The organism is Longibacter sp. (assembly GCF_051155795.1).
In the GTDB taxonomy this organism is placed as follows: domain Bacteria; phylum Bacteroidota; class Rhodothermia; order Rhodothermales; family Salinibacteraceae; genus Longibacter.
Window position 1 is genome coordinate 58,614 of sequence record NZ_DAXETW010000014.1, and the last position, 16,710, is coordinate 75,323.

At 62.0% G+C, this 16,710-nt stretch carries 12 protein-coding genes; 9 read left to right on the plus strand and 3 right to left on the minus strand.

The window, feature by feature from the left end; translation table 11 throughout:
• Positions 1 to 17: 17 nt before the first annotated feature.
• Positions 18 to 1,352, minus strand: a complete 1,335-nt coding sequence (locus ACFCU0_RS02875) for an asparagine synthetase B (protein ID WP_434972156.1) — start codon at positions 1,350 to 1,352, stop codon at positions 18 to 20.
• 235 nt (positions 1,353 to 1,587) lie between these two features.
• On the opposite strand from ACFCU0_RS02875, the gene ACFCU0_RS02880 reads away from it, so the two are divergent.
• On the plus strand, positions 1,588 to 3,114 hold the full coding sequence (locus tag ACFCU0_RS02880; RefSeq protein WP_434972157.1) for an amino acid--tRNA ligase-related protein: 1,527 nt from the start codon (positions 1,588 to 1,590) through the stop codon (positions 3,112 to 3,114).
• 411 nt (positions 3,115 to 3,525) lie between these two features.
• Here the strand turns inward: ACFCU0_RS02880 and ACFCU0_RS02885 are convergent, their stop codons facing one another.
• Positions 3,526 to 4,980: an Ig-like domain-containing protein gene (locus ACFCU0_RS02885; protein ID WP_434972158.1), complete on the minus strand. Its 1,455-nt coding sequence runs from the start codon at positions 4,978 to 4,980 to the stop codon at positions 3,526 to 3,528.
• A 345-nt stretch (positions 4,981 to 5,325) separates the two neighbouring features.
• Here ACFCU0_RS02885 and ACFCU0_RS02890 point away from each other — a divergent pair, with 345 nt between their 5' ends.
• Both ACFCU0_RS02890 and ACFCU0_RS02895 read left to right on the plus strand, forming a co-directional pair.
• Positions 5,326 to 6,540: a hypothetical protein gene (locus ACFCU0_RS02890; protein ID WP_434972159.1), complete on the plus strand. Its 1,215-nt coding sequence runs from the start codon at positions 5,326 to 5,328 to the stop codon at positions 6,538 to 6,540.
• A gap of 219 nt (positions 6,541 to 6,759) precedes the next feature.
• Positions 6,760 to 7,428, plus strand: coding sequence for an SIMPL domain-containing protein (locus ACFCU0_RS02895; protein ID WP_434972160.1), 669 nt, complete (start codon positions 6,760 to 6,762; stop codon positions 7,426 to 7,428).
• A 66-nt stretch (positions 7,429 to 7,494) separates the two neighbouring features.
• On the opposite strand, the gene ACFCU0_RS02900 is transcribed toward ACFCU0_RS02895, so the two are convergent.
• Positions 7,495 to 8,373: an alpha/beta hydrolase gene (locus ACFCU0_RS02900; protein ID WP_434972161.1), complete on the minus strand. Its 879-nt coding sequence runs from the start codon at positions 8,371 to 8,373 to the stop codon at positions 7,495 to 7,497.
• Positions 8,374 to 8,606: 233 nt separating this feature from the next.
• On the opposite strand from ACFCU0_RS02900, the gene ACFCU0_RS02905 reads away from it, so the two are divergent.
• From ACFCU0_RS02905 to ACFCU0_RS02930, 6 genes are all read left to right on the plus strand, one after another.
• Positions 8,607 to 9,272 (plus strand): nitroreductase family protein, encoded by a 666-nt coding sequence (locus tag ACFCU0_RS02905; RefSeq protein WP_434972162.1) that lies wholly within the window; start codon positions 8,607 to 8,609, stop codon positions 9,270 to 9,272.
• A gap of 175 nt (positions 9,273 to 9,447) precedes the next feature.
• Positions 9,448 to 10,029, plus strand: coding sequence for a hypothetical protein (locus ACFCU0_RS02910; RefSeq protein ID WP_434972163.1), 582 nt, complete (start codon positions 9,448 to 9,450; stop codon positions 10,027 to 10,029).
• Positions 10,030 to 10,393: 364 nt separating this feature from the next.
• Complete coding sequence (gene secD / locus ACFCU0_RS02915; protein WP_434972164.1) at positions 10,394 to 12,361, plus strand: protein translocase subunit SecD; 1,968 nt, start codon at positions 10,394 to 10,396, stop codon at positions 12,359 to 12,361.
• Between the two features lie 146 nt (positions 12,362 to 12,507).
• Positions 12,508 to 13,419, plus strand: a complete 912-nt coding sequence (secF, locus tag ACFCU0_RS02920; protein WP_434972165.1) for a protein translocase subunit SecF — start codon at positions 12,508 to 12,510, stop codon at positions 13,417 to 13,419.
• 90 nt (positions 13,420 to 13,509) lie between these two features.
• A complete protein-coding gene (locus ACFCU0_RS02925; RefSeq protein ID WP_434972166.1) occupies positions 13,510 to 14,832 on the plus strand; it encodes an adenylosuccinate synthase in 1,323 nt (440 codons plus the stop codon).
• Positions 14,833 to 15,284: 452 nt separating this feature from the next.
• Positions 15,285 to 16,700, plus strand: coding sequence for a sensor histidine kinase (locus ACFCU0_RS02930; RefSeq protein WP_434972167.1), 1,416 nt, complete (start codon positions 15,285 to 15,287; stop codon positions 16,698 to 16,700).
• Positions 16,701 to 16,710 lie beyond the last annotated feature (10 nt).

The following is a 16,710-nucleotide window of genomic DNA, read 5'->3' on the forward strand; positions in this document are numbered from 1 at the left end:
GCCGGACGCCGCTCACGTCAAGTCTTTTGCTTCTTTTTCTTTGCCGCGGGGAATAGGATGTTGTTCAGAATGAGCCGGTAGCCCGGTGAATGTTTGTGCAGGGCGAGGTCCGTCGGCGGGTCCCCTACAAAGTGCTGGTAATCCTCCGGGTCGTGGCCGGCGTAGAACGTAAACGTACCCTGACCCACGGTGCCGTGGAGGTAGCGCACCTGGTCCCGGTTCGGTGCCTCGGCGAGGATCACCACGTCGTCCTTGACCAGGCTCTTCTTAAAGGCCGTCGTCTGTCCGACGAATCCTTTCACCGTCGCCACGTGGTTCTGCGTCAGCATGGTCGGCACCGGATCCCACTTCGCGCTGAACTCGAACAGTGTAAAGTAGTCGAGCGACGGGTCCCTCAACTGCGGCGGGGGCGGGCCGACGTCGATGTTGGAATGTTCGTATTCGTGCGGGTTGAAGTTCGGCTGGAAGTTCTCGAACGCCAGGGTATGCGAGTAATCCAGCTTGTCCATGGCATCCGGGTCGACGGGGTCTCCGTCGTACTCGCGCGGCACGATGTCGGTGGCGTGGGCCGCGAGGGCGATGTCGAACGTGTCCGTGCCGGAGCACATCGAGAAGAGGAAACCGCCCTGCGCGACGTAGCTCCGGATGCGTTCGGCGACGGCCAGCTTCAACTCGCTCACCTTGCGAAAGCCGTGTTCTCGGGCCAGGGATTCCGCTTCCTGCTGCTGCTTGATGTACCAGGACTGGTTACGGTACCGGAGGAATTTCCCGAACTGGCCGGTAAAGTCCTCATGATGCATATGGACCCAGTCGTAGTCAGAGAGCTTGCCGTCGAGGACCTCCGCGTCGTAGATCATGTCGTGCGGGACCTCGGCGTAGGTGAGCGCGAGAAGCACGGCATCGTCCCAGGGAAGGGTGGCGTCGGGCGCGTAGACGGCGATCTTGGGCGGTTTCTCGAGTCGCACGACCGACATGTTGCTCCCGTCCGCTTCGACCGTTGCGATGACCTCCGAGGCGGCGCCGCCATCGAGCGCTTCGAATGAGACTCCTCGGACGCGGAGCTCCTGCCGTGCCGACGGGGAAGCCGGGAGCATGAACGATCCGCCACGATAGTTAAGCAGCCAATCCACGGAAATGCCCTGTTCCAGCGCCCAGAACGCCGCGCCATAGGCCTTCAGGTGATTGGTCTGCCGGTCGTCCATATGAACCAGCAGGTCCTGACCGAGGCCGGTTCGGGGCGCGACGAGGGCGGTGACGAGGAGCAGAATGGGGACGAGGATGGCGACCCCGGAGCAACGAACGCCGGATGGAGTCGCGTCGTCGGTCGTTCCAGGAGCGAAGGGGAAACGCATGTGCAGGCCGCGTTGCGCGAAGAAAGAGGGCAGGCAGGTGACGGTCATGCACAACGCCGAACGGCGAAACTCGTTCACGTGGCCTGCCGGCGCGTGCGCCGCGGAACCGGTGCAGCAGGCCCCTTCCATGCCGGAACATGATCGTCCCGTCGTGTATCACGCATGGGCTGACCGGGCGGCGAGCGCTATCCCGGTGCACCTTCACGTCTCCATCCACCCATCCATCTGTTGTTGAATGTCCCACGCGTCCGACCCGATCGACGACTTCACCCGGATCGAAGACCTGCCCGACCACGTCGGTGAGACCGTTACCCTCAAGGGCTGGCTCCACAATAAGCGGGGCTCGAAGGGACTCTATTTCCTGATCCTGCGCGACGGTTCGGGCTTCGTCCAGTGCGTGGCAGCCGAGGACAGCGTCGACGACGCGTCCTGGGAGGCGGCGGACGCTGCGAGCCAGGAGGCGGCGCTTGCCGTGACCGGGTCCGTGTCCGAAGATGATCGCGCCCCCGGGGGCTATGAAATCCAGGTGTCAGCCATCGAGACGATCGGCTCATCCGGCGACTACCCGATCACGCCGAAGGAGCACGGGATCGACTTCCTGATGAACAACCGGCACCTCTGGCTGCGTAGTGAGAGCCAGTGGGCGGTGATGCGGGTACGGAACCGTGCGATCATGGCGATCCATGAGTTTTTCCAGGACCGCGGATTCATTCAGATGGATGCTCCGGTTCTGACGGGGAACGCTGTCGAAGGCACGTCTACGCTTTTCGAACTGGATTACTTCGACGACCAGAGCGCCTACCTGACGCAGAGCGGGCAGCTGCACGGAGAGGCGATGGCAATGGCCCTCGGCAAGATCTACACGTTCGGCCCAACGTTTCGAGCGGAGAAGTCAAAGACCCGTCGTCACCTGACGGAGTTCTGGATGATCGAGCCGGAGATGGCGTTTTACGACCTGGAGATGGATATGGAATTGGCGGAGCAGTTCGTCAGCCACGTCGTCCAGACCGTTCTTCGCGACTGTGAGGCCGAACTGGAGGCGTTGGAGCGCGACACGGAGGCGCTTGAGAAGGTGCAGGCACCGTTCCCGCGCGTCAGCTACGACGAAGCCGTTGAGATCCTCCGGAGCGATGAAACGGCCGACATGATCGACGACCGGATCGCGTCGATAAAGCAGGAGAAAACGGATCTGCAAGAAGAGAAGGAGGCCAACCAGAAGGAGCGCGGGCAGGCGAAGAAGTGGCGGAAGCGGCAGATCGATCAGCGCGAAATTGAGATCAACAAGCGCATCGATGAGATCGAGGAAGCCCTTCGCAACTTGCCGGACTGGAAGGCCTCTGCTCAGAACTTCGAGTGGGGGAGCGACTTCGGGGGAAGCGACGAGACGGTGCTCACCTGGCACTTCGATCGCCCCATAATCGTGCACCGCTTCCCGGCGAAGATCAAGGCGTTCTACATGAAGCGCGACCCGGAGGATGATCGCCTGGCGCTCGGCATGGACGTGCTGGCCCCAGAGGGATACGGCGAGATCGTCGGTGGCGGAGAGCGCGCAACGGACCTCGACTTCCTGGAAGAGCAAATCGACGCGCATGGTCTTCCGCAGGAGGTCTTCGACTGGTACCTCGACCTCCGCAAGTTCGGGTCCGTCCCGCACAGCGGATTCGGGCTCGGGCTGGAGCGCACGATCGGCTGGCTCTGCGGCCGGGAGCATGTCCGGGAAACGATTCCGTTCCCCCGGACGATTGGACGTCTGCATCCGTAGGGTTCGTTGGTCGGTAGTTGATTGTGGAGGGTGGACAACCTGTTTGGCGGATGGATCGCAAAAAACAAGGTAAGAAGCTTACGCCTCCGATAGGGCCGAAGGTTTTCATTTGGCACTGGCTTAGTGAACACGCAGCGCTAGATCCAAGACGATCCAGTGTTTGGAGCGTTGCGAGGACCGACCTCGGGAGGTCCGTACCCTTGGGGGCCAAAGGCTGTCCGCCAAACAGGTTCTGATTGGATCAGGGGCGGGACAAGACGCCTGACCGCATCCGATCAGCCCGACGCACTCGATCGATATAAAAAGCGCCTCTGCCGATTGCCGGCGAGGCGCTTTTTTTGGTGCGTCACATTACATTGCGTAGCCCGGACCTGGGGCCGTGCGATCGAACCCTCTTTCGGGCATAAACTGCTACTGAACGACCGTAATCGGCTGCGTGACCTGGCGCGAGGCCGTTCGGGCCCGAATGAGGTATCGGCCCGGCGCGAGTCCGTCGGCGGAGACGTTCACCGTGTGGAGTTGCCCCGGCGCCGGTGTGCCGCGGTACAGTGTCCGAACGCGGCGGCCCAGCACATCGAACAGGTCGATCACGAGCGGCTCCGCGGTTTCCAAGCCATAGGTGACCGAACTCTGCGTGCGAACGGGATTCTGTCCCGAAAGCTCCAATGTCAGCGCCTCGTCGAGATCGATGCGCGCGGTAACCTCTGGCGAGTATTCGACGTCGCCATCTACGTCGACCTGCCGGAGCCGGAACGTGTTATCGCCTGGGTCAAGATTGTCGACAGCAAAGCGATAGGTGGTGGACTCGGTCGTCGTGTGCTGTCCTTCGACGAAGCCGATGGCGTTGAAGCCGGCACCGGACCGGTGCTCAATATAAAACCCCCGGTTGTTCGTCTCTGACAGCGTCGTCCAGCGCAGCACGATCGACCGTCCGTCTGCCGTTGCGGTGAAGGTGCCGAGTTCGACGGGGATCGCGGTGTTGAAGTCCGCGACGCCGGTGGCGCACTCCGGGTCGAAGCCGTCGTCGCAGACTTCGTACTCGAAGCTGTCGGTGCCGTCGGATGTGGGCGCGTACTCAAAGGATCCGTCGCTGTTGAAGGTCAGCGTCCCATTGCTCACGCCGCTTAGTATCGTCGCGATGAGCGGGCCGTCATCGAATCCGTCCACGATGTCCGGGTCCGAATCGTTGGAGAGCACGTTGCCCTGGACCGACTCGCCCCACGTCGTGGTGTAGGTCTCATCGGTGACCGTCGGAGCCCGGTTGCTGTAGTCGTCCGTGCCTCGATCATACACAGGGGTTTCTGTGATCGCGACATTATCGATTTTCAGCGTGCGCCCGCCGGCATTGTCGCCGTTAAACTCGATGGCGATTCGGGCTCGGTCGATCGAACCACCGACGGCATTCGTGATTTCGGACTCGGTGAACGTGTGCTGGTACGCCTGAAGCGTCGTCACCCCACTGAGGCCGACCTCATCCAGGGGGAAGTACGAATCATCTCGCGTGATAAGAACAATGCGGAGAAACGTGTTGCTGCCCGGGCTATTGGGCAAATACTCGAATTCGACGCACACGTCTCCGTCGATCGAAACGTATGGGCTGCGAACGACCCGGTTGTCTCCCGGATCGTTGCCGTTGGCACCGCTGGTACGAAAGCTCTGCTGACCGTCGATCGGGTCGGTCGACGTAATCGATGTACCAAAAATTTCCCACCCGCTGTCAGTTAGCTGGCTTCGGGTGACGTTCTCCACATCCTCACTGATGGTCACATTCGCGCACTGTGCAGCAGCAGGTGGAAGGCTGATGGGAAGGCAAAAGATGAACAGGATGGATAAAGCAATCAGGGAAACGCGGTATCTCTGTTTCATAGATCGTGCTCTCGAAAGGGGAGGGACGGAAGGGGGAAGGCTACAAGCCTCCGCAACAGGTAATACATCGCTCGGATCCGATGCAAGTGTGCGCAACATGACGGGTTTAAAGATGCCTTCATTCATGCGAACGCAGGTTTGCCTTTCATTCATCTGGTGTACTCACCGGGTGAAGGAAACCTTGCTCCTGCGGAAAACAGCTTCTGCTATCCCGGTTGCGGATCGTAACGATGTATAGCGGTGGACCGTGCTAGTCTCAGACGTCCGGATCGTGCAGCCGCCGCGCTACCGGATGCTGTTTGAGTTCCGCGTCCACACCCCCTTTCTCAATCCTCTTCTTCCGTCATGCCGCGCCGCGCCTGTGCAATCCTGCTTGCCACTTTTCTGCTGTTTCCGGTGAGCGTCTCCGTCGCTCAATCTGGAGAGTCTTTGTTTTCCAACCGTACGCTGAATTATCTCGGTCTATCAATTGTGAACGATCCCGGTCAGTATGCCATGGGGGGCGGTACGGTCGCGCTTCGGGGACGACCGGGAGCTGTCGATGTGAACCCGGCCGCCATCGGGCGGGAGGGGTTTGTTGAGTCAGGCATCGACCTCGGAGTGGATCCGTTCCTCCAGTCCGATTTTATTTTCGATCAGACCCTGATGAGCCCGTTCGTGACCGTCCGGTCCGGTCGATGGGCAGCGGGACTCCAGTTTATTCAGTTCTCCTACGGGACCTTCGAACAGAGGAGTGGGGATGGCCGGGTGCTTGAGACGATCGACAAGCGCCACCGCACGATCAAGGCGTTCGGAGCCTATGATCTGACGGACACGTGGACGGCCGGCGCCGCCATTGGTTACAGCGCGGAGGGATTTGCTCAACTGGACGTGGATGACGCGCGGAGCGTCACGCTCGACCTCGGGATCTACGGCGAGTGGGAGCGGACTCTTTCATCCGGTGGACAATGGCGTCCGAGCGTGGGTCTATCGCTGACCGACTTTGGACCGAACAGCACCATTGTTGAAGGAGGGAGCCCCTCCGGCGGCAGAATCGGCGACGTGGAAGTGGCTACCCCGACCCGCCTCCATCTCGGCGGAGCACTCGTTTACGAGTCGGGCGCGAAACCATACGGACGGCCGGCGGTGGTGCTGACCGGTCATCTCGGTTTAGCCAAAGAAATGGTGCGTCTCGAGAATTCGGGCACCGGCGGTATCGATGCTGCCAATCCATTCGCTGCACTGGTACAGTCGTGGAAGCCGGCCGATACGGAGATTTTCCTGGACGGGGACGGGGTTAGGCAAGTGACGACCGTTGGTGCGTGGGGGCAGATTGTGAAGCACGTCGGGGTTGAAGTGACGGCGCTCGACCTGGTATCGCTTCGCCTGGGCAGGAAAATCGCGGATGAGACCTTCGAGGTAAACACGACCGCAGCCGGTCTCGGCGTCGATCTGGTGTATCTTCGACTCGACTACGCAATCACGCTGACGTCGTCCGTGGATGAATGGGAAGACCTGTCCTACGTCCGTCTCACGGCGCGCCTTCCGATCGACGGGCGCTTCGACCGCCACTGGTGGTGAGCTGTCGAAGATTCATGCAGGTGCGGGACCGACCGGTACGAATTCCGGTGGGTTTGTCGTTTGAACGCACGCGTCGATACCTTCCGGTCCCGCGGGGGCAACGTTCCTCTGCGGCCGGCCTTGCGATTCTCCGAAACCATCCGTCCAGTTGCCATGCGGAATCTGTCGCTTTCCTTTCTTCCGATCCTCCTCGTCGCTCTCGCCTTACCCATGCCCACGATGGCTCAGTCCGACGCGCCCGCCTCCCAGCGAACGATCACGGTCAGTGGAGAGGGGGAGGCCTCCGCGGAGCCGGACCGGGCGAACGTTCGATTCGCCATCGTCTCGCGGGCGGAGACGGCCGAAGCGGCTCGGTCGCAGAACGCCGATGCCGCACAGAGCGCCATGAATGCCGTGCGTGCGCTCGACATCGAGGAGGGCGACATTCAGATGCAGTCCCTGACGCTCCAGCCGCAGCGTCGATACAACCGTCAGACGGGTGAGACCGAAGAGCTTGGGTACGAAGCGACGCGGCGGATCCGGGTCGAGGTTTCGGATCTCGATCGGCTGCCGGAACTAATCGCGAGTGTTGTGGAGCAGGGCGCCAATCGACTGGACGGCGTCCAGTATGATATCGAGGATCGAACGGCGATTCGGAATGAGGCCTTGCAGAAGGCGGCCGAGTCGGCCCGCGGCAAAGCCGAACTGCTGGCGTCGACCCTGGGTGCGTCGCTCGGGCCGGTCCAGCAGATCCGCGAACAGCAGTACTCAGCGCCGCAGCCCCGGATGAGTGTCTCCCTGGACGCGATGGCCGTTAAATCAAGCGAAGCGGGCGGCGAGCCGGAGGCGTTCGCTGCCGGTCGCATCACGGTCGAAGCCACCGTGCAGGTGACCTTCGAGCTTCGATAAGCCAGGTGTCGTGCTGCGATTCATGCGACGCGCGTGAGCCGGAGCCGGTGGGCACGCTGCGAGGATTTATTTCACCTGCTCTGCTGCCTTCGGGAGCCGGTGGTCGAGCCAGGTGCAGATGTCGGCGATGACGTCGTCGCGCTCCGGCTCGTTAAAGGTCTCATGGTAAAGGCCGTCGTACAGGTGTAGCGTCTTATCGTCCGACGCGGCCTGATCGTACAGGCGCCGGCTCGCCTCCGGGCTCGTCACGACGTCGGCTGTCCCGTGAAAGACGAGGAAGGGAAGTAGAAGCGTGCGAAGTTGCTTCTGGATCCGCTGGTTCGCGCGGAGGATCTCCGCCCCGGTGCGCGCCTGGATGCGGCCGTGATAGTTGAGGGGGTCCTGCTCGGCTTCGTCCACCACGTCCTGGTCCCTGGAGATGCGGCCCTCGGGAGACGTCACCACCGGAAGACGGGGCAGGACGGCTCCGACGAAGCGAGCGATTTTTCGAAGGAACGGTGCGATGTCAGGGTCGACCTCGATGGCGGGGCTGCTGAGGAGGAGTCCCGCCACGTCCCGGATCTGCCGTTCAAGCGCGAAAAGGAGCACGACGGCACCGCCCATGCTGTGCCCGAACAGGTACAGCGGGCGGTCCCCGATGCGGCGGCGAACGTGGCTGATCGCCAGATCGAGATCGTCAACGTACGCGTCGAAGGAGCGTACGAACGCCCGTGGGCCCTCCGAGCGGCCGTAGCCCCGCTGGTCATATGCGTAGACCTCAACGTGATGCTCGTTCATGGCCCGGGCCACGTGGCCGTAGCGCCCGCTATGCTCGCCGTAGCCGTGTACGAGCAGTACGGTCCCTCGGGGGGTGGGGCAGGCCCAGTGTCTGGTGACAAGATGCAACCCGTCGACCGTCATCAGGCTCTGCAGGTTATCCGGCGGGATGCGGGCGGGAACGGGCATAGGATTGCGGACGGAGGAGAAGATCGACTTTGTGTAGACGCGATCCCTATGTTCAGAAGCCGGGCCGACTTCTGCAACTGGAGCTCGCCCCGGCACCCCAGACGTCGGCACGATCGGCTGTCTTTACGTGAGAAGGCGCCGATTTCTGTAACGCGCCGTAACGCTGGGCAACGCAGATGCGAAACGATTGCCTATCCTTTTCCACTGATGCCGGTCATGCCACCGCTGCCTCCATGCCTTACACACCGGAACCGCTCGATTTCGAGACCCACACTCCGAACGAGATGCACGAGCGTGCCCGGTCCTTCTTTGAGGAAATGAATCGCCGACGCTCTGTACGGGACTTTTCCGATCGCGACGTGCCGCGGGAATTAATTGAGTACGCGATCCGGACGGCCAGCACTGCGCCGAGTGGGGCTCATCGTCAGCCGTGGACATTCGTTGCGGTGAACAACGATACGTTGAAAGGCGAGATCCGAGCAGCGGTGGAGGAGGAGGAAAAGAAAAACTACGAGGAGCGGATGACCGATGAGTGGCTGGAGGCCCTTCACCCCATCGGAACCGATTGGCAGAAACCGTTCCTCGAAACCGTTCCGTGGATCGTCGTGTGCTTTGCGCAGAACTACGGTGTGGACGCGGACGGGGAGAAGATAAAGCATTACTACGTTCAGGAGAGCGTCGGCATTGCCTGCGGGATGTTTATTACCGCGCTCCACCACATGGGCCTGGCCACACTCACGCATACGCCGGCGCCGATGCGATTTTTGGGAGACATTTTGAATCGGCCCGACAACGAGAGACCGTACATTCTCTTCCCGATTGGCTTTCCGGCGGAGGGCGTTGAAGTGCCCGACCTGTCCCGGAAGGAGCTTGACGAGATCGTACAGTGGAATCGGTAACGGCGCTCGGTCAGGCGATGCGAAGGCTCTGGCGACGTCGCGCACGTTCCCCAGGCATTTCATCTGAGCAGCTTGAGAGGAACAATCGTGATCGATACGTTATTCCTCCAACTGTTCCTGCGGGACCTGTCGTCTCGCGATGAGGGATTTGCCCTGCGACCAATCTCTGCGCTCAATGCACCACCTGCGCTCCACATGGCTTAGCCGCGTCGTCGTGACCGTTCTGGTCGCGGCGATGGTGCCGCTCCTCGCGGTGCACATGCCGGAGCAGTCGCAGCTATCGGATGAGCGCGCTGAATGGTTGCGGTCGCACCTGTCCCAGCAGCTCAGCGCGCCGGCATCCTCTGCGATTGACCGGGCACTGGACGTCGCTGCGAAGGAGGCACCGCACTCGCTCCGTGCGTATACCCATGCTTTTGCAACGACGTACGAGCAACTGGTTGCCTCCCCGGACGCTCCGGCGCTTCCGACGCTGAGTGCGCTTTTCAAAGCGACGGATGTCGAGGCCGCCACTCTCTTCTCGCACCTCCGGTACCGGGCGATGCAGGGAACGCCGCCCGCCATTTTGCCGAGGTATCAGGCTACGCCATCAGCGCCCGTACCGACGGGATCGCCGCGTGTGGCCGGCACACCACCCATCCCGGACGTCCCGCTCCGGGTAGCAGCGTCGTCCGGTTTCGCCCCGCACGACATTTCTTCTCGCACGTGGGGCCATCTTCTGCGGACGCTCTGGTCGGCTCAGCCGCTCGGTCCGTAGCACGTCCTCGTACCCGTCCCGGTACGACATCCGCGTCGGTTCTGCCCGCCGATGCATCGGCGCCGCGCGTGCAGCATCAACAGCTCGATCTCGCGCCGTCGCAGCGTGCTGTCGCTGTCCGGCCGAGCCGTCGTTGCGTGTCCGCTCGATGCCCCGCCAGCGCCGTTTCCAGCCTACGGGATAACGTGCGGCGGACCTGATAGGCAGACCGACGCCCACGCTTTCTTCCGACCCTGCCCGGGGCGGTCTCTTCCGGCTGCGTCCTTCGCGGACGCTCTGTCCGCATTCCGCATCCGGTGTGTGACCGTCCAGCCCTCGGTCGGCGCGCCCAACGCAACACCATCTTACGAATATTGCCACGCCCATGAAGGGAAACGGATTTAGAATCTTTACGACAATAGCGTTCCTCGGGCTCTGCCTGTGGTCGCTCTTTCCAAGCTTTCAATCGCTGTATTACTCCCAGAAGATGAGCGACATGTCGGCGGAGGAGCGCTCCGTCTACATGAACGATAACCGGCAGAACATCCAGCAGGCGCGGTCCGAGTCGCTGAAGCTGGGTCTGGACCTGCTCGGCGGCATGCACGTCACGCTTGAGGTGCAGACCGGTCAGCTCATCGGCCAGCTCGCCACGAATCGGGACTCCACCTTTGACGCCGCGCTGAACGACGCGATCGACCGAGCCGAGGGGGAAGAGCTTCCGGTGGTCGACGCGTTTGTCCAGGAGATGGAGGAACGTGATCCGACCATTCGCCTCTCGCGGTACTTCCGCAATGAGGACGACAACATCACGCGGCGATCCGAAAACGATGCGGTTGTAAGCTGGCTGCGCGATCAGGCGGACGAAGCCGTGACGCGTGGCATGGAGATCGTCCGGAATCGTGTGGACCGGTACGGCGTGACCGAGCCGTCCATCCAGCGAAAAGACGACCGTCAGATCGTGGTGGAACTTCCGGGGATCGACGATCCCGATCGTATCCGTGAGTTGCTCAAGGGCACCGCCCAGCTGGAATTCCGGCTGATGGCACAGCCCGATCGTCTCCAGCAGGTCGCTCAGCGGCTGATCCAGTACTACGAGCCGTCCGATAGCGCAATTGCTGCTGCGGAAGAGGCCGCTGCCGCCGACACCGCTGCCGGTGCTGCTGAAGACACCGATGGGGCCGAGGCCGGGACGGACCTCACGGGTGGAACGCAGCTCTCCGAGTCGGACACGTCCGAGCAGGGGACCTCCCTGACGGGCCCAAGCACGGAGCCGGATGCCGCCGGTCCCAGCAACCCGTTCGTTGAGGCCGTCCAGCAGTTCCTTCCGCAGGGACGCCCGACCACCCTTGCGTGGGCAACCGCGCAGGATACCGCGACGATCAACGAACTCCTGAAGCGACCGGGTGCGGCGCGCATCATCCCGGGCGATATCGAGATGCTGTGGTCCTCTGCACCGGTTGCCACCACGCAGAACGCACAGGAGATCTACAGCCTGCTCGGCGTGAAGCGCGACGCAGAGCTGACCGGGGACGTTGTCGTAGATGCGTCCGTCGAGTTTAGCCAGCAAACCAACGAGCCGAGCGTGTCGATGACCATGAACGCGGAAGGCGCGCGGGTCTGGTCCCGGATCACCGGTGCCAATGTCGGCAACCAGGTGTCGATCGTTCTCGACCGATACGTTGTCTCGCATCCGAATATCAACGAGAAGATTGCCGGGGGCCGGACGTCGATTACAGGCCTCGAATCGCGGCAGGAAGCCCAGGATATCGTGACGGTGCTGAAATCTGGCGCTCTCCCCGCGCCCGTTGACATCGTTGAGGAGCGCACGGTCGGGCCGAGTCTCGGTGAAGCCTCCATTCGCGCGGGATTCATCTCGGTCGTGGTCGGACTGCTCCTCGTGGCGCTGTTCATGATCCTGTACTACCGGACGGGCGGTGTCGTGGCTGACATCGCGCTGCTGCTGAACGTGATCCTGATTTTCGGTGTGTTGGCCGGCTTCAACGCCACATTGACGTTGCCGGGGATCGCCGGGATTGTCCTGACCATCGGTATGGCCGTGGACGCGAACGTCCTGATCTTTGACCGAATACGCGAGGAGGGGAACGCTGGCAAGACGCTCCGGGCGTCGGTTTCGTCTGGCTACGAGAAGGCCCTCAGCGCCATTCTCGATGCCAACATCACGACGTTTTTCGTCGGCGTGATTCTGTATTCCTTCGGCGTCGGGCCCATCCAGGGCTTTGCGGTGACGCTGATGGCCGGAATTCTGTCGTCGCTCTTCACGGCGATTATCGTCACGCGTCTCGTGTTCGACTACATGATTCTGGAGCGGAAGATGAAGGTCAGCTACGGCTGACACGGACGCCGTCGTACGGGCCCGGCCGGCGTTGGTCGGTTCGGGTCCCGGTCGTCTTCGGCTCATTCATCGCCTGCATCACGACTGCCGCCGTTAATCCCGCGGTCGAGAACCCGCTCCATCATGGAGCACAATCCTGATCTGACATGCGCATTTTTGAAGAAGCAAGTTATTCTTTCATCCCGAATCGCCGGGTCGGCTACATCATTTCCGGCATTCTCCTTCTTCTCAGCGTAGGCTCGCTGGTCACGCGAGGCCTGCAGATGGGCATCGACTTTCGCGGCGGGATCGAGATCGTCGTCGAGAACGTCGGTGAGCTCGAAGCGACGGACGTCCGCGCGGCGCTGGCCGCCCCGCTGGGCTCGGACCCGGAGGTGAAAACGTTTGGCGAAACCGGCCTTCTCGTCCGAACATCGACGGAGCTGGGAACGAGCGAAGCTGAGGAAATGGTGACCTCGACCATCGAGAGTCAGTTTGCCGGCGTCCAGCCCAAGATCGTGAAGACGGACAACGTCGGTCCGCGCTTCGCTGAAGAGCTGAAGCGCGGCGCTCTATACGCCGTCATGGGCGCCCTGGCGATCATTTTCCTGTACATCCTGGTGCGATTCGAGTGGAGATACAGCATGGGTGCTGTAGCCGCGCTGGTGCACGACGTGACGATCGTCCTCGGGCTGTTCTCACTCCTGGCGGGGCTGGTGCCGTTTTCGCTCCAGCTGGATCAGGCGGTGATCGCGGCCTTCCTCACCATCGTCGGTTATTCGCTGAACGATACGGTCGTTGTGTTCGACCGCGTGCGTGAGGTATCGAACATGCTAAAGACCGAGAAATTCGACGTGATCGTCAACCGGTCCATCAACAACACCCTCAGCCGAACGGTTGTGACCTCCACCACGACGCTTATCGTGGTGACCATTCTGTTTTTCTTCGGCGGAGAGGTGCTGAAAGGGTTCTCCTTTGCACTCATCGTCGGCGTCATGATCGGAACGTATTCCTCCATCTTCGTCGCCTCGCCCGTACTGGTCGAGCTGCGGCATCGGGTGGAGAAGGCCGCCGCGTAGGGCGGACCGGGGTCGCAGCCAATGGGCGGGTCCCGGCCGTGACGAGCCATGTGCGCTACCATCCTCATTTAAACGAACGACACCCAGTTTATGCCGGTCTCCATTGTAATTGGAAGCCAGTGGGGCGACGAAGGAAAAGGAAAGATCGTCGACCTCCTCAGCCAGAACGACGCCGACGTCGTCGCCCGGTACCAGGGCGGCGCCAACGCCGGTCACACCATTGTTTGGGAAAACGAGAACGGCGAGGACGAAGAGTTCGTGCTGCACCTCGTCCCGAGCGGAATCTTTCATCCGGGCGTGACCTGCGTCATCGGAAACGGCGTGGTGCTGGACCCGGAGGCGGTGATGCAGGAGATCGACAAGATCCAGGCCCTCGGCGTCGACGTGGAAGGTCGTCTAAAGATCTCCCACAATGCGCACCTGATCATGCCGTATCATAAGGCGATCGAGGCGGCGCGGGAGAAGGCGCGAACGTCCAACGACGACGATGATGCCATCGGGACGACCGGCCGCGGCATCGGGCCGTCGTACACCGATAAGTTCGCCCGAACGGGCATCCGGGTCGTCGATCTGCTGGACCGGGACGTTCTTCGGAAGAAGCTCCGCCGGTCCATTCAGGAGAAAAACCAGATTCTCCAGCACGTTCACGACGCCGAAGTGCTCGACGTCGACCAGATCGTCGAGAAGTACGTCGAGTTCGATCAGATCATCGACGAGTACGTGACGGATACGTCGGAGTACCTGAACGAGCAGCTGGCCGCAGGGAAGCACGTGCTTGCCGAGGGCGCGCAGGGATCACTGCTGGACGTCGACTTCGGGTCGTACCCGTACGTTACGTCGAGCCACCCGACCGCCGGAGGCTGCTGCACTGGACTCGGCGTGCCGCCGACTGCCGTCGATCGCGTGATCGGCATTGCAAAAGCCTACTGCACACGCGTGGGCAACGGGCCCTTCCCGACAGAACTGTTCGACGACACCGGCGAGCGACTGCGCAAGATCGGCGCGGAGTTCGGTGCCACAACCGGGCGTCCGCGACGCTGCGGCTGGCTCGATCTGGTGGCACTGCGCTACACGGCCATGATCAACGGGTTCAACGAGCTGACCGTCACGAAGCTGGACGTGCTGAGCGGTTTCGACGCGTTGAAGGTGTGCGTGGCCTACCGGTATAACGGGAAAGAGTCGCGCCGCTTCCCGAGCGAGGCGCACACCCTCGAGAAGGTCGACCCGGTATACGAAACGCTCCCGGGATGGGAGGAAGACATTACCGGCGTTCGCTCATACGCCGACCTCCCGAGCGAAGCCCAGGATTACCTCGACTTCGTCGCCGAGGAGATCGGTGTGCGCGTCAGCATGGTCTCGAACGGACCGAAGCGCCAGCAAATCATCCAGGCCCCGGAACGCAACCTCGTCTAATGCGAACGGCGACTGACGTTTCAAGCTGTTCAGTACCAAGCGCCCTTCTCGGCCCCACCGCCGACAGGGGCGTTTTTCGTTTACGGGTTCAAGGTTCAGAGTTCAACATTCTGGGTTCTGGGCTGATACGATACGGGCACGCCGTTCGAGTCCCAGGGTCAAGATCCCACTTCCCCATTCCAAATTCCCAATTCTAAATCCCGAATTCTCAAACCCACGAAATTCGGTCGAGACGGTCGGTTCGCCACGGGGTGCAACACTAAACGTCCCAACGCATCAACGTCCCAACGCATCAACGCATCAACGCCCCAACGCCCCAACGCAATCGGCAATCCCTAATCCGTAATCCCTAATCCATTCCGCCCTCGGGCGGGGCTTGACCGGATCGTCTTCGGCGTCGCAGCGTGCACGGTATCGCGGTGTTCAGACCTGCCCGACCGATCAGTACTTCTATGAAAGCCTACCGGCTCTCGGTACGACTCAAGCTCGGCCTCATCGTGTTCGCCGGAGTGATCGCTCTTGCGTCGCTCGCCTATACGCAGCGCCTCGTGGACCGGCTTCGGGATCGGGAGCAGTCGGTCATCCAGCTGTGGGCCGATGCACAGGCCCAGGTTGCACAGGCCCAGCAGCGCACGACGAATCCGTATCAGCGTGAGCTGAAGGATCTCGACGCCTATCTCCGCGCGGTCGCCGCCGGGAGGGACGGCGCTACGGGTCCACCTGCAGCCTCTGGGGGAGCGGGGACGCTGACGCCCGACGAGGCAGCCAGGCTGCGCGATGCGGTCGCATGGGCGGAAACGATGCCTCCGACGGGCGAACTCGACTTCATCCTGAACGAAATCCTCGAACCCAATCCCTTCTCGATCCCCGCGATTATCACGGACTCCCTCCGGCAGGAGCCCAAGTTCTGGCGGAACGTCGACGTGCCGGAGACGCTTTCCGGTTTGCCGGCGGAGGACTCCGCCCGGGCCGTTCGACAGCTCAAACGGATGCGTCGGAAAATGGACGCGACGTACGAGCCGATCCCGATTCGGATCGACCTCCGTGGCGTAGCGGGCGCCAACGGAGCGCAGCTTACGCAGTACGTCCACTACGACGAGTCGCCCCTCGTCACGGAGCTCCGCTGGTTTCCCTACATTCAGCTTCTCTTCGTCGGGTTGTTCATTGGCGTCGGGTACGTCGGTTTCTCATATGTCCGCCGGAGTGAGCAGAGCAATCTGTGGGTGGGGATGGCCCGCGAGGCTGCCCACCAGCTCGGAACGCCCATCTCCAGCCTGATGGGGTGGACCGAGATTCTGCGAATGCCGGACCTTGACGAGGCGCAGCGAATGGACGCTGTAGAGGAGATCGACAAGGACGTTCAGCGCCTGAACCGCGTCGCGGCCCGGTTCTCCGATATTGGCTCGATGCCGAAGCTGGAAGAGCGGGACCTGGGCCCAATCGTCGAGCAAACGGCCGACTACGTGCGCCGGCGGGCACCGCGACGCGGCCGTCGGGTGACGATCGACGTGGACATGCCGGACCCGGTTGTGGCTCGCGTGAACGAAGAACTCTTCGCCTGGGTCATCGAGAACCTCCTGAAGAACGCCCTGGATGCGATCGATGAAGACGGGCGGATCGAAGTCACCGGCTTCGACGACGGCGAGTTCATCAACATCGATGTTCGCGACACCGGGTGCGGGATCGATCGGCGGGAATGGCGCAACATTTTTCGCCCCGGGTTCAGCACCAAGAAGCGGGGATGGGGCCTCGGCCTCAGCCTGGCGCAGCGGGTCGTAGAAGAATACCACGAGGGCTCCATTCGACTCATGGAGTCCGCGCCGGGCGAAGGATCCCGCTTTCGCGTCGAGATCCCGCGAGCCGGGTAGCCGGTGGCCC

Coding starts and splice junctions, on each gene's coding strand:
- secF (WP_434972165.1), top strand. CDS start 12,508: ATGCGCATTTTTGAAGAAGCAAGTTATTCTTTCATCCCGAATCGCCGG.
- ACFCU0_RS02880 (WP_434972157.1), top strand. CDS start 1,588: ATGTCCCACGCGTCCGACCCGATCGACGACTTCACCCGGATCGAAGAC.
- ACFCU0_RS02895 (WP_434972160.1), top strand. CDS start 6,760: ATGGCTCAGTCCGACGCGCCCGCCTCCCAGCGAACGATCACGGTCAGT.
- ACFCU0_RS02930 (WP_434972167.1), top strand. CDS start 15,285: ATGAAAGCCTACCGGCTCTCGGTACGACTCAAGCTCGGCCTCATCGTG.
- ACFCU0_RS02885 (WP_434972158.1), bottom strand. CDS start 4,980: ATGAAACAGAGATACCGCGTTTCCCTGATTGCTTTATCCATCCTGTTC.
- ACFCU0_RS02875 (WP_434972156.1), bottom strand. CDS start 1,352: ATGCGTTTCCCCTTCGCTCCTGGAACGACCGACGACGCGACTCCATCC.
- ACFCU0_RS02925 (WP_434972166.1), top strand. CDS start 13,510: ATGCCGGTCTCCATTGTAATTGGAAGCCAGTGGGGCGACGAAGGAAAA.
- ACFCU0_RS02890 (WP_434972159.1), top strand. CDS start 5,326: ATGCCGCGCCGCGCCTGTGCAATCCTGCTTGCCACTTTTCTGCTGTTT.
- ACFCU0_RS02900 (WP_434972161.1), bottom strand. CDS start 8,373: ATGCCCGTTCCCGCCCGCATCCCGCCGGATAACCTGCAGAGCCTGATG.
- secD (WP_434972164.1), top strand. CDS start 10,394: ATGAAGGGAAACGGATTTAGAATCTTTACGACAATAGCGTTCCTCGGG.
- ACFCU0_RS02910 (WP_434972163.1), top strand. CDS start 9,448: ATGCACCACCTGCGCTCCACATGGCTTAGCCGCGTCGTCGTGACCGTT.
- ACFCU0_RS02905 (WP_434972162.1), top strand. CDS start 8,607: ATGCCTTACACACCGGAACCGCTCGATTTCGAGACCCACACTCCGAAC.